The sequence below is a fragment of the Streptomyces sp. NPDC014734 genome (genome assembly GCF_043083325.1).
GTDB lineage: Bacteria > Actinomycetota > Actinomycetes > Streptomycetales > Streptomycetaceae > Streptomyces.
This window is the reverse complement of sequence record NZ_JBIBYN010000009.1, coordinates 263,028-280,104: the sequence shown is the minus strand read 5'-3', so window position 1 is coordinate 280,104 and position 17,077 is coordinate 263,028. Positions and strand designations below refer to the sequence as shown.

Genomic DNA, 17,077 nt, shown 5'->3' with positions numbered 1-17,077 from the left:
AGTGCCGCACCGGACCCGGCGAAGGGCTCCGAACGGCGGCACCGGCCGCCCGTGCCGCCCCCGCACGCCACGGACCCAACGGTGCGCGTGATGCGGACACCGTCGTCCCCGCACGCTACGGACCGGACCGCTCCGGACGATCGAGCAAACCGTCGATGACCCGGCCGAACACCCGGCGTCCCGCCGCGGCGATCAACGGATCGGCCCACCGGGGCAGCCCCCGCACACACAGCTCCTCCACCCACACCACGTGGGAACCGGTCTCCGTGGGACACACGCCGATCGAGGCCCTGCCCAGCACCGGCGAACCGCGCTTCTCCAGCAGGCACAGCCCCGCGCGCCCGGCGACGGGCGGCGCCCACCGCACCACTTCCATCGGGTCGTCGAACCCCAGCGGCCCCACCCCGGTCCGCGCCACGAACACCGTCCCCCTCCCGGCCGGCACTCCGGCAGGAACGGTGATCCGGGTCAGCGGCACCCGCTCGGCGTGCCGCTCCCAGTCCGTCAGGCGGCGCCAGGACTCGGCCGGCGGCAGGGACGTGAAGCGCTCGATCCGGAACAGGGCCATCATCCGATCCTGCCGCATCCGCCGCGCGTCGTCGTGATGCCCGCGCCGACCGGCGCCCCGCCCTCAGGGCCTGCCGGGTGACCTCCGACCGGGCGGACGCCGCCCGACAGGCCCTCAGCCGTCGTCCTCCACGGTCCGGCCCGCCACCAGCAGACCCGGAAGATACTCCTCGATCTCCTCGCGGTCGGCCGCCGTCAGACCCGCATCCGTCACGAAGGTGTCCACCTGCTCCAGACCGGCGAACGAACTCAGCCCCACCGTGCCCCACTTGGTGTGGTCCGCGACCACCACCACACGCCGCGCCGACCGGACGAGACGCCGGTTGGTCTCGGCCTCCGCCAGATTCGGCGTCGAGAGACCGGCCTCCACCGAGATCCCGTGCACCCCGAGGAACAGCACGTCGAAGTGGAGCGAGTCGATCGCCCGATCGGCGACCGGCCCCACCAGGGAGTCGGAGGGGGTGCGCGCCCCGCCCGTGAGCACCACCGTCGCGGCCCCGGCGCGCGTACCGCCCGTGCCACCCGCACGCTGCGCGGAGTGGAACACGTCCGAGACCCGCACCGAATTGGTCACCACCGTCAGATCCGGCACGTCCACCAGCCGCTGGGCGAGCGCGTACGTCGTCGTGCCGCCGGACAGGGCGATGGCACTGCCGGGAACGGCGATCGCCGCGGCGGCCCGCGCGATGTCCTCCTTGGCCGTCAGTTCCAGGACCGACTTGGCCTCGAACCCGGGCTCGTGGGTACTCGCCTCGACCACCGGAACGGCACCGCCGTGCACCTTCTCGATCACGCCCTGGCGGGCCAGCGCGTCCAGATCCCGGCGCACGGTCATGTCGGAGACGTTCAGCCTGCGGGTGAGTTCATTGACCCGTACCCCGCCACGCCTGCGCACCTCGTCGAGGATCAGGGCACGTCGCTGCTCCGCGAGCAGATTCTGATGGTCGCTCAACGCCCCGGTGCTCCTTCCCGCCGGTCGCCTGTGCCGGAACGGGATCATCCTGCCACGCGGTGTCGTCGACCCCCGCAGTGGGGAGATTCCGTGAGAGCGGCGCGGACCGTACCGCTCCGCCACAATCCTGGTGACTTCCCATCAGTATTTTCCCCCACACGAACGAGAGTGAGTCACCCCAGTGCCACCTGCCACCCAGGCCCCACCACCCCCGGGGCCCGCGCTGGAGCTGCTGGTCCACGGCGTGGGCGGCGCCACCCCCCAGGAGATGCTCGACGACCCGCAGGTCGTCCGGATCACCGGCGACGCCACCGCGGCCATCTACCGGCGCCCCGAGGACACGGACGCCGAACAGCACCCGGACCGGTACCGCGACCGGCCCATCGAGGAGGCCTACTGCTGGTCCAACCTCACCTCCGGCAACGGCTCCCGGGCCCTGTGGCTGCTGCTGCTCCCCTTCATGGTCGTCAACCTCGCCCACTGGATGCGCCCCACCGCGCGGGCCCGCACCCGCGCGGTACGCCTGTACGGCGTCCTGGTCCGGCTCGTCGCGCTCAGCCTCACGGTCCTGCTGACCGCGGCGGCCTGCGAGGTCGCACTCGACCTGACGGCCTGGCAGTGCGCGGGCGTGCAGGCCTGTTCGGGCCGACGGTCCTGGCTCGGCTTCCTGTCCTCGGCGCAGGGAGGCTGGTGGTCCCAGCCGGGCCGCAGACTCGCCGTCGCCGCGCTGGTGCCCACCGCACTGGTGGGGTTGCTCTGGTTCCTGTCCAACCGGACGTGGAGCGCGTACGAGTCGCAGCGCCCGCTCACCGGCGCCGTGCCGGACGACGCCGATCCGGGGACCGGACACGGCCCGGACGGCACCGCCGCCACGACCGCGAGCGACCCGGCCCTCGGCAGGCCGGGATTCTGGTACGGCCGCCGGCTGGTCGCCCGATTGCGCGCCGCCCACACGGCCGCGGGATTCCTGACGGTCGCGGCATCGGTCGCGGGCGCCGCGACCCACCACGACCGCGCCGTCACCGGCCCCGTGCCGGGCGTCCTCGGCCGGCTCATCGAGACGACGCTGGTCCTGGGCGCGCTCGTCGTGCTGTGGGTCGTCTGCCGACGGGGCCGCAGCGAGCAGCGCCTCGACAACCGGCTCGACCGCGCCCTCATCACCTACCTGCCGGGCGCCTCCCTGACGCTGCTCGTCCTCACCGGGATCTACGCCGCCTGGTCGCGTCCGGGCTGGGTGTCGGACGGGGCCCTGCCCGGTCACCTGGCCTTCAGCGTCGTCACGCTCGTCCAGGTACTGCTCGTCGCCCTCCTCGCCGCGGTCTCCCTCGGCCTGTACCGCCGCACACCCGAACCCCGTACGGTGCTGTACGGACTCGGCGGCCCGGTGGTGGCCATGCTCGCCTGCGCGCTCGGCGGCGTCATGACCGGCGGGGTCGCCCAATGGGTCGCGGACTGGCTCGACGGTCCCGGCACCCCGGGCATGGCAGGTGAGACCATCAAGGGCCCGCCAGTGCTGCTCAGTTGGCAGGCGGCGGTCATCCCGGTCCTGCTGATCCTGCTGGTGCTCCCGGGCGTCCTGCTCCTCGTGCGCACCTGGCTCAAGGCCCGCGCCCTGGAACCGGAGGTCGACCGGGAGTACGCACCGAAACTGCCGGACCCCGCCCGCACACGGCAGATCGCCCGGATCCGTGCCACCGCGGCCCTCACCGACTCCGCACCGTGGATCATCGGCCCGGTCTCCGGCGCCGCCCTGCTGCTCGGCGCGGCGGCGGTCGGCGGTGCCTGGGCGAGCGGCGAGGTGCCCGGCGAGGCGATGAAGGGGAACGGTCCGTTCGCCGAGGCCGTGGCCGAAGCCGCCCAGTCCACCGGTTCCTGGATGATCGGATTCGGCTTCGTCCTGTTCGTCACCTGGGGGCGGCGTGCCTACCGGGACGCCTCCGCACGGCGCACGATCGGCATCCTCTGGGACGTCGGCACCTTCTGGCCGCGCGCCGCGCACCCCTTCGCGCCACCCTGCTACGCCGAGCGCGCCGTTCCCGATCTGGTGTCACGGATGTCCGGCTGGACCGGGCGCACCGGTGGCCGCCTCGTCATCTCCGGCCATTCCCAGGGCAGCGTCCTCGCCGCCTCCGCGGTGTGGCAGTTGCCGGCACGGACGCGCGGCCGGGTCGCCCTGCTCACCTACGGCTCGCCGATCGAGCGGCTGTACGGTCGCTGGTTCCCTGCCTACTTCGGTCCCGGACCGCTGAATGGCCTCCACCGCACCGTGCGCTGCTGGCGCAACCTCTGGCGGGCCACCGATCCGATCGGTGGCCGGGTCGGGTTCGACGAGGTGCCGGGGACCGCGGTGGACCGGGGGCCGCTGAAGGACCCCCTGGTCTACGGACGTACGCCCGAACACCCGCTGCCCGAACCCGTTCTGGGGCATTTCGACTACCAGGCCGACCCCGGCTTCGCCGAGGAGCGGGCCGCGCTGCTGGACCGGCTCGACCCGGCCCTGCCCCACCAGGCGACCACGGAGACCCCCGGGCCCGCGCCGTCCCCGAGGCTCTCGGGCGACCGCTGACCGGGCGGACGCGGTGATCGAGGGCCACCCCGGCGGGCCCTCAGGGGAGTTCCGGCAGATCCTCGGGGTGGAGCAGGCTGAGGTCGTCCGTGCTCGGTTCGGAGAGCTGGGCGACCCGGCCCGCGTGCCGCTCCACCATCGCCTCGAAGGTCTGGCGCGCGGTGCGGCCGTTGCCGAACGCCGGGCCCTTGGGAAGTTCGGCGAAGTACTTCAGCAGGGCCTCACCGGTTCCGGGGGCCAGGCTGTACTCGTGTTCGTCGGCCTGCTGCTCGACGATCCGGAGCAGTTCGGCGGGCTCGTAGTCGCCGAAGGTGATGGTCCGCGAGAACCGGGACGCCACACCCGGGTTGACGGTGAGGAACCGCTCCATCTCGTGGGTGTACCCGGCGACGATGACGACCACCGCGTCCCGGTGGTCCTCCATCAGCTTCACGAGCGTGTCGATCGCCTCCCGGCCGAAGTCGCGGCCGGAGTCCTCGGGGGACAGGGCGTACGCCTCGTCCACGAACAGCACCCCGCCGCGCGCCCGGTCGAAGGCCTCCTGGGTCCGGATGGCGGTCGACCCGATGTGCTCCCCGACCAGATCGACACGGGACACCTCGACCAGGTGCCCCCGCTCCAGTACCCCGAGCGAGGCGAGGATCTCGCCGTACAGCCGGGCCACGGTGGTCTTGCCGGTGCCGGGGGAGCCGGTGAAGACGAGGTGGCGCCGGACCGAGGCCGCCTTGAGTCCCGCCTCCCGGCGCCGGCGGCCGACCTCGATCATGTCGGTGAGGGCACGTACCTCCCGCTTGACGCTGTCCAGGCCCACCAGGGCGTCCAGCTCCCCGAGGACGGTGTCCGAGTCGCGGGCCGGGGCGGCGGCAGGCCCCCCGGCCCCGGCGGGCGCCTGGTCCGCCGCGCGTGGTGCGGGAACCGCCCCGAGCAGGCCGGGGGCGGCGGGCTGCGTCGCGGTGAGCACGGCGGGCGACGACGGGGCGGGGGAGTGCAGCGCGCTCTCGTCGCTCGTGCAGTCCTCCACGACCGGCCCCGCGTTCTGGCCGTCGCCGTGCGCGCCGCCCTCGGCGAACTCGTAGCCGCCGCGGGCGCACCGCTCGGTGCGGCAACGGGACAGCGTCGTACGGCACCCGTCCATCACGTGGAAGCCGTAGCCGTCGCTGCCGGTGACCCGGCAGCCGCGGAAGGTGCCGCGGCCCTCGGCGGAGACGTAGAAGCCTGCCTCGGTGGGCGAGGTGACCGTGCAGCGTTCGATGACCGGGTCGGCCCCCTTGGTGACGATGACCCCGGTCTGCACCGTGTCGACGGTGCAGTTGTTCAGCGTGCCGCCGCTGCCGTGGTCGCGGAACCAGGCGCCGGTCGACGCCTCGCGGACCCGGCAGTCGTCGAGCTGGGCGGTCGCCCCGTCGCTCACCGACACCGCGGTGTTGCGGATCTGCGAGAGATCGCTGTCGACCACGTCGGCGCGCGAACCCCGGTCGAGCACGAAGATGGCGTCGGGCACGTCGTGGACCCGGCAGGAGTCCAGTATCACCGTGGCCCCGTCGCTCACCCAGACCGCCGGATAGTCGCCCGTACTGTCGTGGATCTCGCACTGGTTGGCGTCGACGCGGGTGCCCGGGTCCCAGACCGAGAGGCCGTTGCGGCCGAACCGGCGCACCGCGGAGCGGGTCAGGGTGAGCACCGAGCGCGAGCGCAGGTCCACCGCGTTCTCGGGAATGTCGTGGATGTCGCAGTCGGCCAGGGTCAGCACGGCGTCGGTGTCGAGCGTGATCCCGTCCGCCGAGGTGCGGTGCACCGTGCAGTCGGTGAGATGGGCCGCCGCGCGGGCGGACACCTGTATCCCGCTGCCCTTGATCTCGTACACCTCGCAGCCGACGGCCTCCAGCCCGCTGCCCTCGCCGGTGACGCTCAGCCCCGCGCCCGACGCGTGGTGGACCCGGCAGCGCTCCAGCCGCGGATGGGCGCCGTCGCGCACCGAGATCCCGGACTGCCCGGCCGAGACGACCTCGCACTGCTCGAACACCCCGCCCGCGCCGTCGAGCACGGCGATCCCGGCCCCTGCCGGGTTGTCGACCGTGCAGCGGCGCACCGTCGGCCGCGCCGCGCCGCGCACCTCGATCCCGGCGGCCGAACGCGTGACGATCCGCAGGTCCGCGAGCTCCGGTGCCCCGTCCTCGACCAGCAGCGCCGGGGCTGTCGAGTCCTGGCCCTCCACGTGCAGGTCGGTCACGACGGCGGAGGCGCGGACGGTCAACGGGACGCCGTCGGCCGGCGCGATCCGCACCGAGCCGACCGAGCCCTCGGGCCCGCGCAGCGTCACCGCGCGGTGCAGGACCAGATTCTCCCGGTAGGTGCCCGGCGCGACGGTGAGGACGTCGCCGTCCGCCGCGGCCTCCAGAGCTGCGGTGAGGGAGGCGTACTCGCCTGTGCGGCGCCGCCACCGCGATGTGCCGGTGTGCGTCACCTGGACCGTGCCCTGTGCCATGGCGCTGCTGTGCCCCCACCTCGTGCGTGTGTGATGCCCGCGCCACCGGCCTGCGGGCAGCGACGGACCTCGGTTCCGCCCCTCCCGGGGAAGCGAGCGGGCCGGTCCACCGTAGCGCGCGCGGAGACCGGGAGTTGACCCGATCGGCGGTCGATCAGCCGCCGGTCCCGGTCCTGCCCCAGTCCGGACCGGCCGCGGCCCAGTCCCGGTCGATCCGTTCGTACCGCCCGCGGACCATGCGCCGGACGATCAGGCGACGGCAGCCCTCGACCGCTCCGACGGCGAGCAGCGTCACCCCGACGCCGGCCAGCGCCGCGTGCGTGCGGGCCGTCGGCGCGTCCATGGGGCGTGGTACGGGGCGGCCCGAACGATCCGTCCAGATCTCCACCGCGGAACCCGGGGCGGTCCTCCGGGACAGGGTGGTCACCGTGGAACTGCGCTCCGTCCCGTCCGGGGCCTTCCAACGGGCCGTCACCGACGTCCGCGAGGTGTGCTCCGAGGACACCTCGGGGTCGGTGGCGAGCCGTGGCGCCGCCGGCGCGGCGCGCAGCACGATCGCCGTCGTGGCACGCCGTTCCGCCCGCTCGGCCCGGACCGTCCGCTGCAGGGACTCGTCGGTGAGCGAGTCGCACAGCCAGCCCAGGGCCGGTGCCGCCGACAGCATGAGGAGCAGCGCGACGAGAGCCGTCCACGCCTCGCGCCGGTCGGTGGCGCGGCACAGCGCGTTGCGCCGCCAACGCCACACTCCCGCAGCCGCTCGCACCGTCACGTACCCCCTTCCGTATCCGTCCTGGCCCGGTACGGCACGGTTCATGCGCCGAAGCGGCGAAGAGGGCGCGACCCCCGCCCGGTACGAGGCGTGAGCACCCGTGCGGGTTCCCGCCGACGAACGGGGTTGACGGCCCGTCGGGTACCCGGAACGCCGAAGTCGCCGACGAGTCCCCATGGCTCGACGACGACCTCGGTACTACCGTGCGACTCCCGCTCGGTACTTCTGACGGGTCAGTACCCCCGGCCCTGGTACGGGCGGTTGTACGGATCCTCGTAGGGCGAGGGCGCCGGAGCGGGGCGCGGGGCCGCCGGGCGCATCGCCTCGTACCCGGTGGCGGGCGCGGGCCGCTGCTGCTGCGGCGGGTAGGGCGCCTGGTACCCGCCCCGGGGCGCGGCCGGCTGCTGCGGGATGTACGGAGCCGGGGCGTTGTGCAACGGGGTGGGCTGCATCGGCGTGTATCCCTGCGGGGCCGGCTGCTGGTAGCCGTACGGCGGACCGGGCTGGGAGGGGGCCGCCGGGAGAGCGGGCAGCGCCGCCGGGAGGGCCGGCAGATGACTGTGGCCCGTGTCGTAGGCGGCAGGCACTCGGATCGGAGCGATCTGAGGGGTGCCCCGCTCCGCGACCAGGGAGTCGTAGATCGGAGTGTCGGGGAAGGACGACGCGGCGTAGTAGCCGCTGCCGAAGGTGGAGCGGGGGGAGGTCATGCCACCTAAGTTAAGCCCACGACGCGCTGGTTGGGGAGCCCGGTATGAGGGTTGTTTTGCGTGTTCTGGGTGAACCTCGTTCCCCAATGCGAGCGAACTTGGCAAAAAGGGGCATCGAGGAGTGTTGGGATCATGTAAAGGAACGTGTTCCGGGGGTTACCGGAAGATCACCGGATGCCCTCGACTCCGTTGTACGGCTGCCGGGGCATTAGGTTGGCGGAGAAAGGCCTTCGGGCAGCCGGACTCGCGATGGGGACGAGCATGACCATGCTAAAAGGCGCCAATGTTCCGGTGACGGCCCGGGCGGTGGGGGTCGAATTGGGGTGGCGCACCTCTCCGGCGGCCCCGGATGTGGACGGCTCGGCGCTGCTGCTCGTATCGGGAAAGGTGCGCGGCGACGCCGACTTCGTCTTTTACAACCAGCCCGTCCACGCCTCCGGCGCGGTGCGCCACGAGGGCAAGCGGGCCGTCGGCGACAGGGCGACGGACCGGCTCGCGGTCGACCTGGCAGGCGTCGAGCCGGACATCGACCGCGTGGTCCTCGCGGCCTCCGCGGACGGCGGTACCTTCGGGCAGGTCACAGGGTTGTACGTGCGGATCACCGATGCGGCGGACGGCTCGGAGATCGCCCGCTTCGACAGCACCGACGCGACCGTCGAGACCGCGTTCATCCTCGGGGAGCTCTACCGTCGCCAAGGAGCCTGGAAATTCCGTGCGGTCGGTCAGGGATACGGCACCGGTCTCGAAGGTCTCGCGACGGACTTCGGTATTTCCGTCGATGAACCGCAGCGGCCCCAGCCGAATCAACAACCCCAATCACCTCGACAGGCCCGGCGGACAACGCGCTTTGACCAGCTTCCCCCGCCTCCGCCGGTACTTCCGCCCGCACTCCCGGTGACACCTCCGACACCTTCCGCGCCGCCCGCCGCCGCTCCCGTGCGTCTGACCAAGGTGACCCTGACCAAGCAGGCTCCGTCGGTCTCGCTCGCCAAACAGGGAGGCACTTCCGGAGACCTCCGGGTGAATCTCAACTGGCAAGTCCGCAAACAGTTCACGGGCTGGGGCCGCAAACTCGGCAGGGCGGTCGCCAATCACGCCGATCTCGACCTCGATCTCTGCGCACTCTACGAACTCGCCGACGGCCGCAAGGGGGTCGTGCAGGCGCTCGGGAACGCGTTCGGCGCGCTCGGGCAGCCCCCGTACATCCACCTCGACGGCGACGACCGGACCGGAGCCGTCGCCACGGGCGAGAACCTCACGGTCAACCTCGACCAGAGGGACAGGTTCCGTCGCATCCTGATCTTCGTCACCATCTACGAGGGCGCCCGGAGCTTCGCCGACCTCCACGCGACCGTCACCCTCCAGCCCCAGCACGGCGCCCCGATCGACTTCTCGCTCGACGAATGCACCGTCCCGTCCACCGTCTGCGCCCTCGCGCTCCTCACCAACAACGGCGGGGACCTGACCGTGCAGCGCGAGGCCCGCTACCTGGTGCCGGAGCGCGGGGTCAGCCCGCAGCGCACCGTCGACTACGCATACGGGTGGGGGATGAACTGGACTCCCGGCCGCAAATGACCCCCCGGACGTCCGGCCGGTGCCACCGGTCCCGGCCCACGGCCGGTCCGCTCACCGGTCCGGCGCGGCCTCGGGACGGGCGTACGTCCGCCCCTTCCAGGCCGCTCCCCGGCCCCGGTGGTGCCGCACCGCCGAGTCGACCGTCATCAGCAGGTACAGCGCGGCGGTGAACGGCAGCAGCGGCGCCCACCACAGCGACTGCCGGTAGTGGCTCAGCATCGGCATGTACGTCCCGGCCATCACCGCCCACGCCGCCCCGCCCGCCCACGCGGCCACCGGATCACCGCCCAGCAGCCCGGCGACGAGCGCGACCGGCGGCGCCAGGTACACCAGGGCGAGCCCCAGCACCGTCCCCAGGAGCAGCGGCGGGCTGTGCCGAAGCTGGGCGTACGCGCTCCGTGACACCATCCGCCACAGGTCCGCCAGGCACGGGTACGGCCGCACACTGTCCACCCGTTCCGCGAGCCCCAGCCAGATCCGTCCGCCGCCGCGCCGGACCACCCGTGCCAGCGACACGTCGTCGATCACCGCGTGCCGGATCGACTCGGGCACCCGCGCCCGGACCGCGGCCCCGGTCCGCAGCAGTACGCAGCCACCGGCCGCCGCTGCCGTGCGCGCCCCCTTCCGGTTCACCCACCGGAACGGATAGAGCTGCGAGAAGAAGTACACGAAGGCGGGGACCACCAGCCGCTCCCACCCGCTCGACACCCGCAGCCGGGCCATCTGCGACACCAGGTCGAACCCGCCCGACACGGCGGCGGCGACCAGCTCCCGCAGGCTGTCCGGCTCGTGGGCGATGTCGGCGTCCGTCAGCAGCAGGTACTCCGGGGACCGGGCCCGGGCGAGCGCCATCCCGTGCCGCACGGCCCAGAGCTTGCCGGTCCAGCCCGGTTCCGGCTCGCCCGGCGACACCACCGTCACCGGCAGACCGCCGTACCGTACGGACAGCGCGCGGGCGACGTCCCCCGTCCCGTCCTTGCTGCAGTCGTCGACGAGGAATATCTCCGCGGTTCCCGGATAGTCCTGCGCCAGCAGCGACGGCAGACTCACCGGCAGCATGTCTGCTTCGTCACGCGCGGGCACGACGATCGCGACCGACGGCCAGCGCTCCGGCGCCCCGCGGCGCGGCAGTCTCTGGTCGGTCCGCCAGAAGAACCCCTGTCCCAGCAGCAACCACACCCACGCGGCCAGCGAAGCCACGGCGATCCAGGCAACGGCACTCATTCGCCGCAGTCTGCACCACTGCGGAGGAATCGCAAGGGCGGTCGACTATGGTGACCGGGTGAAGATCGCGCTCATGGACTCCGGAATCGGCCTGCTCGCGGCCGCCGCCGCGGTACGCCGGCTGAGGCCCGACGCCGATCTGGTGCTCTCCTCCGACCCCGGCAGCATGCCCTGGGGGCCACGCACCCCCGAGGACGTGACCGGCCGCGCGCTGGACGTGGCCCGCGCGGCCGCCGCCCAGGAGCCCGACGCGCTGATCGTCGCCTGCAACACGGCCTCCGTGCACGCCCTGCCGACGCTCCGCGCCGCGCTGGAACCCGCGCTGCCGGTCGTCGGCACCGTTCCCGCCATCAAGCCGTCCGCCGCGGGTGGCGGTCCGGTCGCCATCTGGGCCACGCCCGCCACCACCGGCAGCCCCTACCAGCGCGGACTCATCCGGGAATTCGCGGGCGCCGTCCCCGTCACCGAGATCCCGTGCCCGGGACTCGCCGACGCCATCGAACACGCGGACGAGGCGGCCATCGACCGGGCCGTCGCCGTCGCCGCCGCGCGCACCCCGCGCGACGTACGGTCCGTGGTCCTGGGCTGCACCCACTACGAACTGGTCGCCGAGCGCGTCCGCGCCGCCCTGCGGCAGCACGGTCTGCCCCCCGTCGCCCTGCACGGATCCGCCGGAGCCGTCGCCGCCCAGGCACTGCGCCGAATCGGGGTGGCACCCGCTCCGTCGGCCCAACCGGCCGGAAGTCTCACGGTGCTCCTCGGCGGACGCGTCGCCGACCTGCCGCGGGCCGCCCTGGGCTACGCCGAGGGCCGCCTGCTGGCGGCCGTCACCCCCGCCCGCTGACCCGGGCGCGACCCGTCCGACGCGTCCCCGGCGTGCGGTCTTCTGAGTACGCTGCTTGACATGAGGGACCACCCCCGAAAACCGAGGCACCCCGGAGCCGATCTCCACTCCGACGTCTGGATCGGCAGGGCCACCAACAGGGCCCAGTGGGTGCTCGCCGCCATGGGCGCCGCCTGCCTGGCGCTCGGCGTCCAGCTTGCCGTCACCTCCAACTGGACCTCCGGGACCGTCCCGCTGCTGATGTCCGTGATCGGCTGCGTGGCCGCCGGACTGCTCATGCTCTTCGGCACCCTCGCCTTCGTGAACGTGGCCGTCAGGGTCGACGGCGACGCCCTCGAAGTGCGCTGCGGCCACATGGGCCTGCCCCGCCGCCGGATCCTGCTGACCCAGGTGGTGGGCGCGGAGTTCGCGCCGCGGGTCACCCCGCGCCAGTGGGGCGGCTGGGGCTACCGCTGGCGCCCGGAACAGGGCACCGCCGTGGTGGTCCGCCGGGGCGAGGGCCTGGTGCTCCGGCTCGGCGACGGCCGGACGTTCACCATCACGGTCGACGACGCCGAGACCGGCGTGCGGTTCATCCGCGAGCGCCTGCACCTGTCGAGGAGCGGCGCGGCGGCCGGGGCCTGACACGGGGCACGGCGGACGGCGGGCCGGGGACACGACAGGTCCGGATCCGCGGGGAAAAGCGGTGATCGGCCCGGCGCGTATTCCTCGCCATCCGGACGGGGGCCGCCCGGTACACAGCCGATGACCGTAGACTCCGCCGGGTGAGCGCCACCATCACCCCGGTCGACGAACCGCAGCAGCCCGCACCCGCCCCCCTGTCCAGGGGAAGACGGCTCGTCCCGCGACTCCTGCGGCCCGCCGCCGCCGTCGTCTCGGGAGTGCTGCTGTACCTGAGCTTTCCGCCACGGCCCCTGTGGTGGCTGGTTCTCCCCGGTTTCGCGCTTCTCGGCTGGGTGCTGCACCAGCGCCGCCTGCGTGCCGGATTCGGCCTCGGCCTGCTCGCCGGGCTGGGATTCATGCTGCCGCTGCTGCACTGGACGGGCGAGGAGGTCGGCCCGGTGCCGTGGCTGGCACTCGCCACGGCCGAGGCGCTGTTCATCGCGGTCGGCTGCCTCGGGATCGCCGCCGTGTCGCGACTCGCGTTCGGGCCGGTGTGGGCCGCGGCGATCTGGGCCCTGGACGAGGGAATCCGGGCCCGGATCCCGTTCGGCGGCTTCCCCTGGGGAAAGATCGCCTTCGGCCAGGCGGACAGCGTGTTCCTGCCGCTCGCGGCCGTGGGAGGTACGCCGCTGCTCTCCTTCGCCGTGGTGCTGTGCGGCTTCGGCCTCCACGAGGTGGTGCGCCTGGTCCGCGCCCGCCGCTCCACCCGCGAAGTGCCCCGGGCGGCCGTGGCCGCCGCCGCGGCGACCGTCCTCGTTCCCGTCGTGGGCGCGTTCGCCGCGCTGCCGCTCGTGGACGATTCGGCCGAGGACGGCACCGCGACCGTCGCCGCCGTCCAGGGCAACGTGCCGCGCCTCGGACTCGACTTCAACGCCCAGCGCCGCGCCGTCCTCGACAACCACGCCCGCCGCACCGAGGAACTGGCCCGGGACGTGGAGGCGGGCAGGAAGCCCCGGCCCGACTTCGTGCTGTGGCCGGAGAACTCCTCCGATCTCGACCCCTACCGGAACGCCGATGCCCGGATCGTGATCGACGAGGCGGTGAAGGCGATCGGCGTCCCCACGGTGGTCGGGTCGGTGCTCGAACCCGACACCGGCAAACTCCGCAACTCCCTCATCCGGTGGGAGCCGGGGAAGGGCCCCGTCGAAACCTACGACAAGCGTCACATCCAGCCGTTCGGCGAGTACATCCCGATGCGGTCCTTCGCCCGGCTCTTCAGCTCGGACGTGGACCGGGTGCGGAAGGACTTCGGACCGGGGCACAAGGTCGGCGTCTTCGACCTGGCCGGCACCTACGTCGGTCTGGTGACCTGCTACGAGGCGGCGTTCGACGACGCGGTGCGGGACACCGTCGGGCACGGCGCCCAACTGATCGCCGTACCCAGCAACAACGCCACCTTCGGGCGCAGCGAGATGACCTACCAGCAGCTCGCCATGTCCCGGGTGCGGGCCGTCGAGCACAGCCGGTCCGTCGTCGTCCCCGTCACCAGCGGGGTCAGCGCGATCATCCGGCCCGACGGGACCGTCGTACAGCAGACGAAGCTCTTCACCCCGGACGTGCTCGTCGACAAGGTGCCGCTGCGGTCCTCACTGACCCCCGCGACCCGCCTGGGCACGCTTCCCGAGGGCGTGCTCGCGCTGATCGCCGTGGCGGGGCTCGGCTGGGTCACCGTCCGTTCGGTACGGCTGCGGCGCGCCCGTTGACCGTCGTGTCGCGGCCCGGACAGCACATAGGGTCGGACGCATGGCAACTCCTGAATTCATCCGCCGGATCCGCGCCACGGCGGGCAACCAGCTGCTCCTGCTGCCGGGCGTGACCGCAGTGGTCTTCGACGACGGGGGAAGAGTGCTTCTGGGCCGGCGTTCCGACACCGGCAAGTGGGCCCTCATCGGTGGCATCTGCGAGCCGGGCGAGCAGCCGGCGACCACCGCGGAGCGAGAGGTGTACGAGGAGACCGGCGTGCACTGCGTGGCCGAACGCGTGGTGCTCACCCAGGCCCTGGCACCGGTCCAGTACGCCAACGGTGACCACTGCCAGTACCTGGACGTCACGTTCCGTTGCCGGGCGACGGGCGGTGAGGCGTGCGTCAACGACGACGAGTCACTGGAGGTGGGCTGGTACCCGGTGGACGCGTTGCCGCCGCTCAACGAGTTCTCGGTCTTCAGGATCAAGCAGGCCCTGACCGACGAGCCCACCTGGTTCGAACCCACCGCCCGCCCGTGACCGCGGTGCCCGTCGCCCGCACCGGGCGACGGGCACCGCGCGGATTCGGCGTGCCCCGCGGGACGCACCTCAGCTGCTCGGGGGCATCAGCACGGTGTCGACGAGGTACACGGTGGCGTTCGCCGTCCGGATGTCTCCGCAGACGATGTTCGCCTTGTCGTTGACCTTGAACGACGTACCCGACCCGGAGGTCTTGAGCGTCGACCCCTCCATCGTCTTGAAGCTTCCGTTCGGAAGCTCACTGGAGGTGACGGTCTTGTCCACGACGTGGTACGTCAGGACCTTCTTGAGCTGCGCCTTGTCCTTCATCAGGGTGGCGAGCTTCTCCTTGGGGACCTTGTCGAAGGCCTCGTTGGTCGGTGCGAACACCGTGATGTGCTTCGCGTCGTCGAGCTTGGTGGTGAGGCCCGCGTCCTTCAGCGCCAGCGCCAGCTTGGTCAGTTTCGGGTTGGTCGCTGCGGCCCTCGCCACCCGCTCCTTGGACATCGCGTCGATGCTGCCCTTGCCGTTCTTCGGGAGCGAGGAGCAGCCGGGCCCGAACGGGCTCGGGGTTCCCGACGCGTTCGTGGAGACGGGCGTCGTGTCATCGGCGAGTGCCTGTGGGGCGAGAGCGCCCAACGACAGGGGAAGGACCGTCGCGGCGGCGACGGAGGCGATGACGGCGCGTGCACGGAGTGTCTGCATGTCGGTTCCTCTTCCCTCGGGATGGAGGTCCGCGTGGCTTCCACCGGAAACCCACGGGCCGAGGACGGTGGCCGGCCACCCGGCGGGACGTCCGCACCGCTCGGTCGTGCTCGTCCGGGCCACCTGGTCAAGCCTGGCAGCAGCGGGCGGGATCTGCATCCGGTGACGGACGGCTCCGTCGTCCGACCGGGTGCGCGGTGCGGCGTGTCGGTTGGTTCCGGGCGTCCGCGCGGTGATCATCCGTTGCGGGGCACACGACGCGGGAGAGGGGCCGGACATGGACGGGGCGAGGCCGCGGGACGGCGGCATCCGCCGCCGCACGGGCCGCGCGTATCGTGTCCTGGCAGCGGCCATGATTCTCTGCGCGCTGTCGACCACCGGCTGTTCCTCCGAGCCCGATCCGCCTTCCGGCCCCGGCACGGCGGGCACGTTGCGGAAGGAACCCTCCCGTTGCCGTAGCACCGTGGTGGGTGTCGCGCACCCCGACGACGACCTGTTCTTCCTGAATCCGGAGATCATGCGGACCATTCGGGGGAACTGCCCGCTCCACACCGTCTACCTGACCGCGGGGGACGACGCCATCCAGAACCGGGTGAAGGCCCTGGAGTACGTGGACCGCAGGGAGTACGGGGTCCGGTCGGCCTACGCGTTCATGGCGGGTGCCGCCGACGGCGACTGGAAGCACTCGGATGTGCGGGCCGACGGGATCCGGGTCAGATCGTTCCTGCTGGCCGGCCGGCCACGGGGCGCCGAGGTCCGGCTGACCTTCCTCGACCTGCACGACGGGCTTCCGCACGGCCAGGAGGCCGACAGCGTGCTCAGGCTCTTCGACGGAAGCAGACGGAGCGTCCACGGGTTCCTCGGGGGCGTGACCTACGACGAGGAACGGCTGCTCGCCACGCTCTCCGCCCTGGTGCGCAGCGGTCGCGCGGAACGCATCCTGACCATGGACCACGACAACGCCTCGTTCGCGTTCGGCCTCGGCGGCGGCGTCGACCACAGCGACCACGGCATCACGGCCCGCTACTTCAGGAGGGTGGGCTACGCCCTCGGGATCCCCGTGACGGCCTACCTCGCGTACACGATGTCGCCGATGAAGGCGAATCTCACGTCCGGTGAGGCTGCCGAGAAGGAACGGGTGGCACGTTGGTACGTCGCCAGACGCCGCTGCCGTGCCACCGGCTGGTGCGCCAACGTCCCGCCCTACACCGGTCCGCTCCAGGAGGACTGGAAGCTGTGGCTCCATCGCCAGTACGTGCAGGTCCACCGCGCGCCGCGACCCGGTGAGGTGCTCGGGGACATCGGCCGCACCACATACGCCACCGGACCGGACCCGGCCCGCTGCCTCGACGCGGCGAGCGGTTCGTCGGGGACCGGGAAGGTCCGCATCCGTCCCTGCGACGGATCCGCCGCACAGCGGTGGCGGACGGGCGGTGACGGCACGATCGGGCCGCGGAACGAACAGCGTTCCTGCCTCACCGCCATCGGCACCGGAGTCGGGCTCACACCCTGCCGCGGCGGCGCCGCGGACCAACGATGGACCCGGGTGCCGTGGCAGAGCCCCACCTGGAAGCGGGCGGCATGGCGGATCGAGGGCAGCGGAAACCGGTGCCTCTACCAGGACGACCGTGAACTCCCGGCCCACTGGAACGACCGGGACCGCCCCAGCCCCCGGCTGACGCTCGCCGACTGTTCCGGGCCGGCCAGGCCGGAACAGTACTGGCAGTGGGGCGAGTGACGAACCACGCGTGAGCGGGGGCGTGCGCGCGGCGCCTCCCCCGGGAAGGGGTGGCCGCCACGCCGCCGGCGTGTATGTGC

Annotated in this window: 14 protein-coding genes; 7 read left to right on the top strand and 7 right to left on the bottom strand. The window is 72.7% G+C overall.

Annotated elements, in window-relative coordinates:
* Nucleotides 1-115 precede the first annotated feature (115 nt).
* Nucleotides 116-568: an SRPBCC family protein gene (locus ACF1CT_RS17535; RefSeq protein ID WP_391784728.1), complete on the bottom strand. Its 453-nt coding sequence runs from the start codon at nt 566-568 to the stop codon at nt 116-118.
* A gap of 114 nt (nt 569-682) precedes the next feature.
* On the bottom strand, nt 683-1,519 hold the full coding sequence (locus tag ACF1CT_RS17530) for a DeoR/GlpR family DNA-binding transcription regulator (protein WP_391784727.1): 837 nt from the start codon (nt 1,517-1,519) through the stop codon (nt 683-685).
* Nucleotides 1,520-1,700: 181 nt separating this feature from the next.
* Here ACF1CT_RS17530 and ACF1CT_RS17525 point away from each other — a divergent pair, with 181 nt between their 5' ends.
* On the top strand, nt 1,701-4,085 hold the full coding sequence (locus ACF1CT_RS17525) for a hypothetical protein (protein ID WP_391784726.1): 2,385 nt from the start codon (nt 1,701-1,703) through the stop codon (nt 4,083-4,085).
* A 40-nt stretch (nt 4,086-4,125) separates the two neighbouring features.
* On the opposite strand, the gene ACF1CT_RS17520 is transcribed toward ACF1CT_RS17525, so the two are convergent.
* The 3 genes from ACF1CT_RS17520 to ACF1CT_RS17510 form a co-directional block, all read right to left on the bottom strand.
* Complete coding sequence (locus ACF1CT_RS17520) at nt 4,126-6,570, bottom strand: right-handed parallel beta-helix repeat-containing protein (protein WP_391784725.1); 2,445 nt, start codon at nt 6,568-6,570, stop codon at nt 4,126-4,128.
* A gap of 154 nt (nt 6,571-6,724) precedes the next feature.
* Entirely contained in the window at nt 6,725-7,384 is a 660-nt protein-coding gene (locus tag ACF1CT_RS17515) for a hypothetical protein (protein ID WP_391784724.1), read from the bottom strand.
* A gap of 188 nt (nt 7,385-7,572) precedes the next feature.
* Complete coding sequence (locus tag ACF1CT_RS17510) at nt 7,573-8,046, bottom strand: DUF6643 family protein (protein WP_391784723.1); 474 nt, start codon at nt 8,044-8,046, stop codon at nt 7,573-7,575.
* 249 nt (nt 8,047-8,295) lie between these two features.
* On the opposite strand from ACF1CT_RS17510, the gene ACF1CT_RS17505 reads away from it, so the two are divergent.
* Complete coding sequence (locus ACF1CT_RS17505) at nt 8,296-9,621, top strand: TerD family protein (RefSeq protein WP_391784722.1); 1,326 nt, start codon at nt 8,296-8,298, stop codon at nt 9,619-9,621.
* A 51-nt stretch (nt 9,622-9,672) separates the two neighbouring features.
* On the opposite strand, the gene ACF1CT_RS17500 is transcribed toward ACF1CT_RS17505, so the two are convergent.
* Nucleotides 9,673-10,845, bottom strand: coding sequence for a glycosyltransferase (locus ACF1CT_RS17500; protein WP_391784721.1), 1,173 nt, complete (start codon nt 10,843-10,845; stop codon nt 9,673-9,675).
* Nucleotides 10,846-10,903: 58 nt separating this feature from the next.
* On the opposite strand from ACF1CT_RS17500, the gene ACF1CT_RS17495 reads away from it, so the two are divergent.
* The 4 genes from ACF1CT_RS17495 to ACF1CT_RS17480 all read left to right on the top strand — a co-directional run bounded on the left by ACF1CT_RS17495 (nt 10,904) and on the right by ACF1CT_RS17480 (nt 14,575).
* On the top strand, nt 10,904-11,689 hold the full coding sequence (locus tag ACF1CT_RS17495) for a glutamate racemase (RefSeq protein WP_391784720.1): 786 nt from the start codon (nt 10,904-10,906) through the stop codon (nt 11,687-11,689).
* Between the two features lie 60 nt (nt 11,690-11,749).
* On the top strand, nt 11,750-12,313 hold the full coding sequence (locus ACF1CT_RS17490) for a hypothetical protein (protein WP_391784719.1): 564 nt from the start codon (nt 11,750-11,752) through the stop codon (nt 12,311-12,313).
* 140 nt (nt 12,314-12,453) lie between these two features.
* Nucleotides 12,454-14,055, top strand: a complete 1,602-nt coding sequence (gene lnt / locus ACF1CT_RS17485; RefSeq protein WP_391784718.1) for an apolipoprotein N-acyltransferase — start codon at nt 12,454-12,456, stop codon at nt 14,053-14,055.
* Between the two features lie 40 nt (nt 14,056-14,095).
* A complete protein-coding gene (locus tag ACF1CT_RS17480; protein WP_391784717.1) occupies nt 14,096-14,575 on the top strand; it encodes an NUDIX domain-containing protein in 480 nt (159 codons plus the stop codon).
* Between the two features lie 69 nt (nt 14,576-14,644).
* On the opposite strand, the gene ACF1CT_RS17475 is transcribed toward ACF1CT_RS17480, so the two are convergent.
* Nucleotides 14,645-15,259 (bottom strand): fasciclin domain-containing protein, encoded by a 615-nt coding sequence (locus tag ACF1CT_RS17475; RefSeq protein WP_391784716.1) that lies wholly within the window; start codon nt 15,257-15,259, stop codon nt 14,645-14,647.
* Between the two features lie 277 nt (nt 15,260-15,536).
* Here ACF1CT_RS17475 and ACF1CT_RS17470 point away from each other — a divergent pair, with 277 nt between their 5' ends.
* Nucleotides 15,537-16,997, top strand: coding sequence for a ricin-type beta-trefoil lectin domain protein (locus ACF1CT_RS17470; protein WP_391784715.1), 1,461 nt, complete (start codon nt 15,537-15,539; stop codon nt 16,995-16,997).
* The last annotated feature ends 80 nt before the right edge of the window (nt 16,998-17,077 follow it).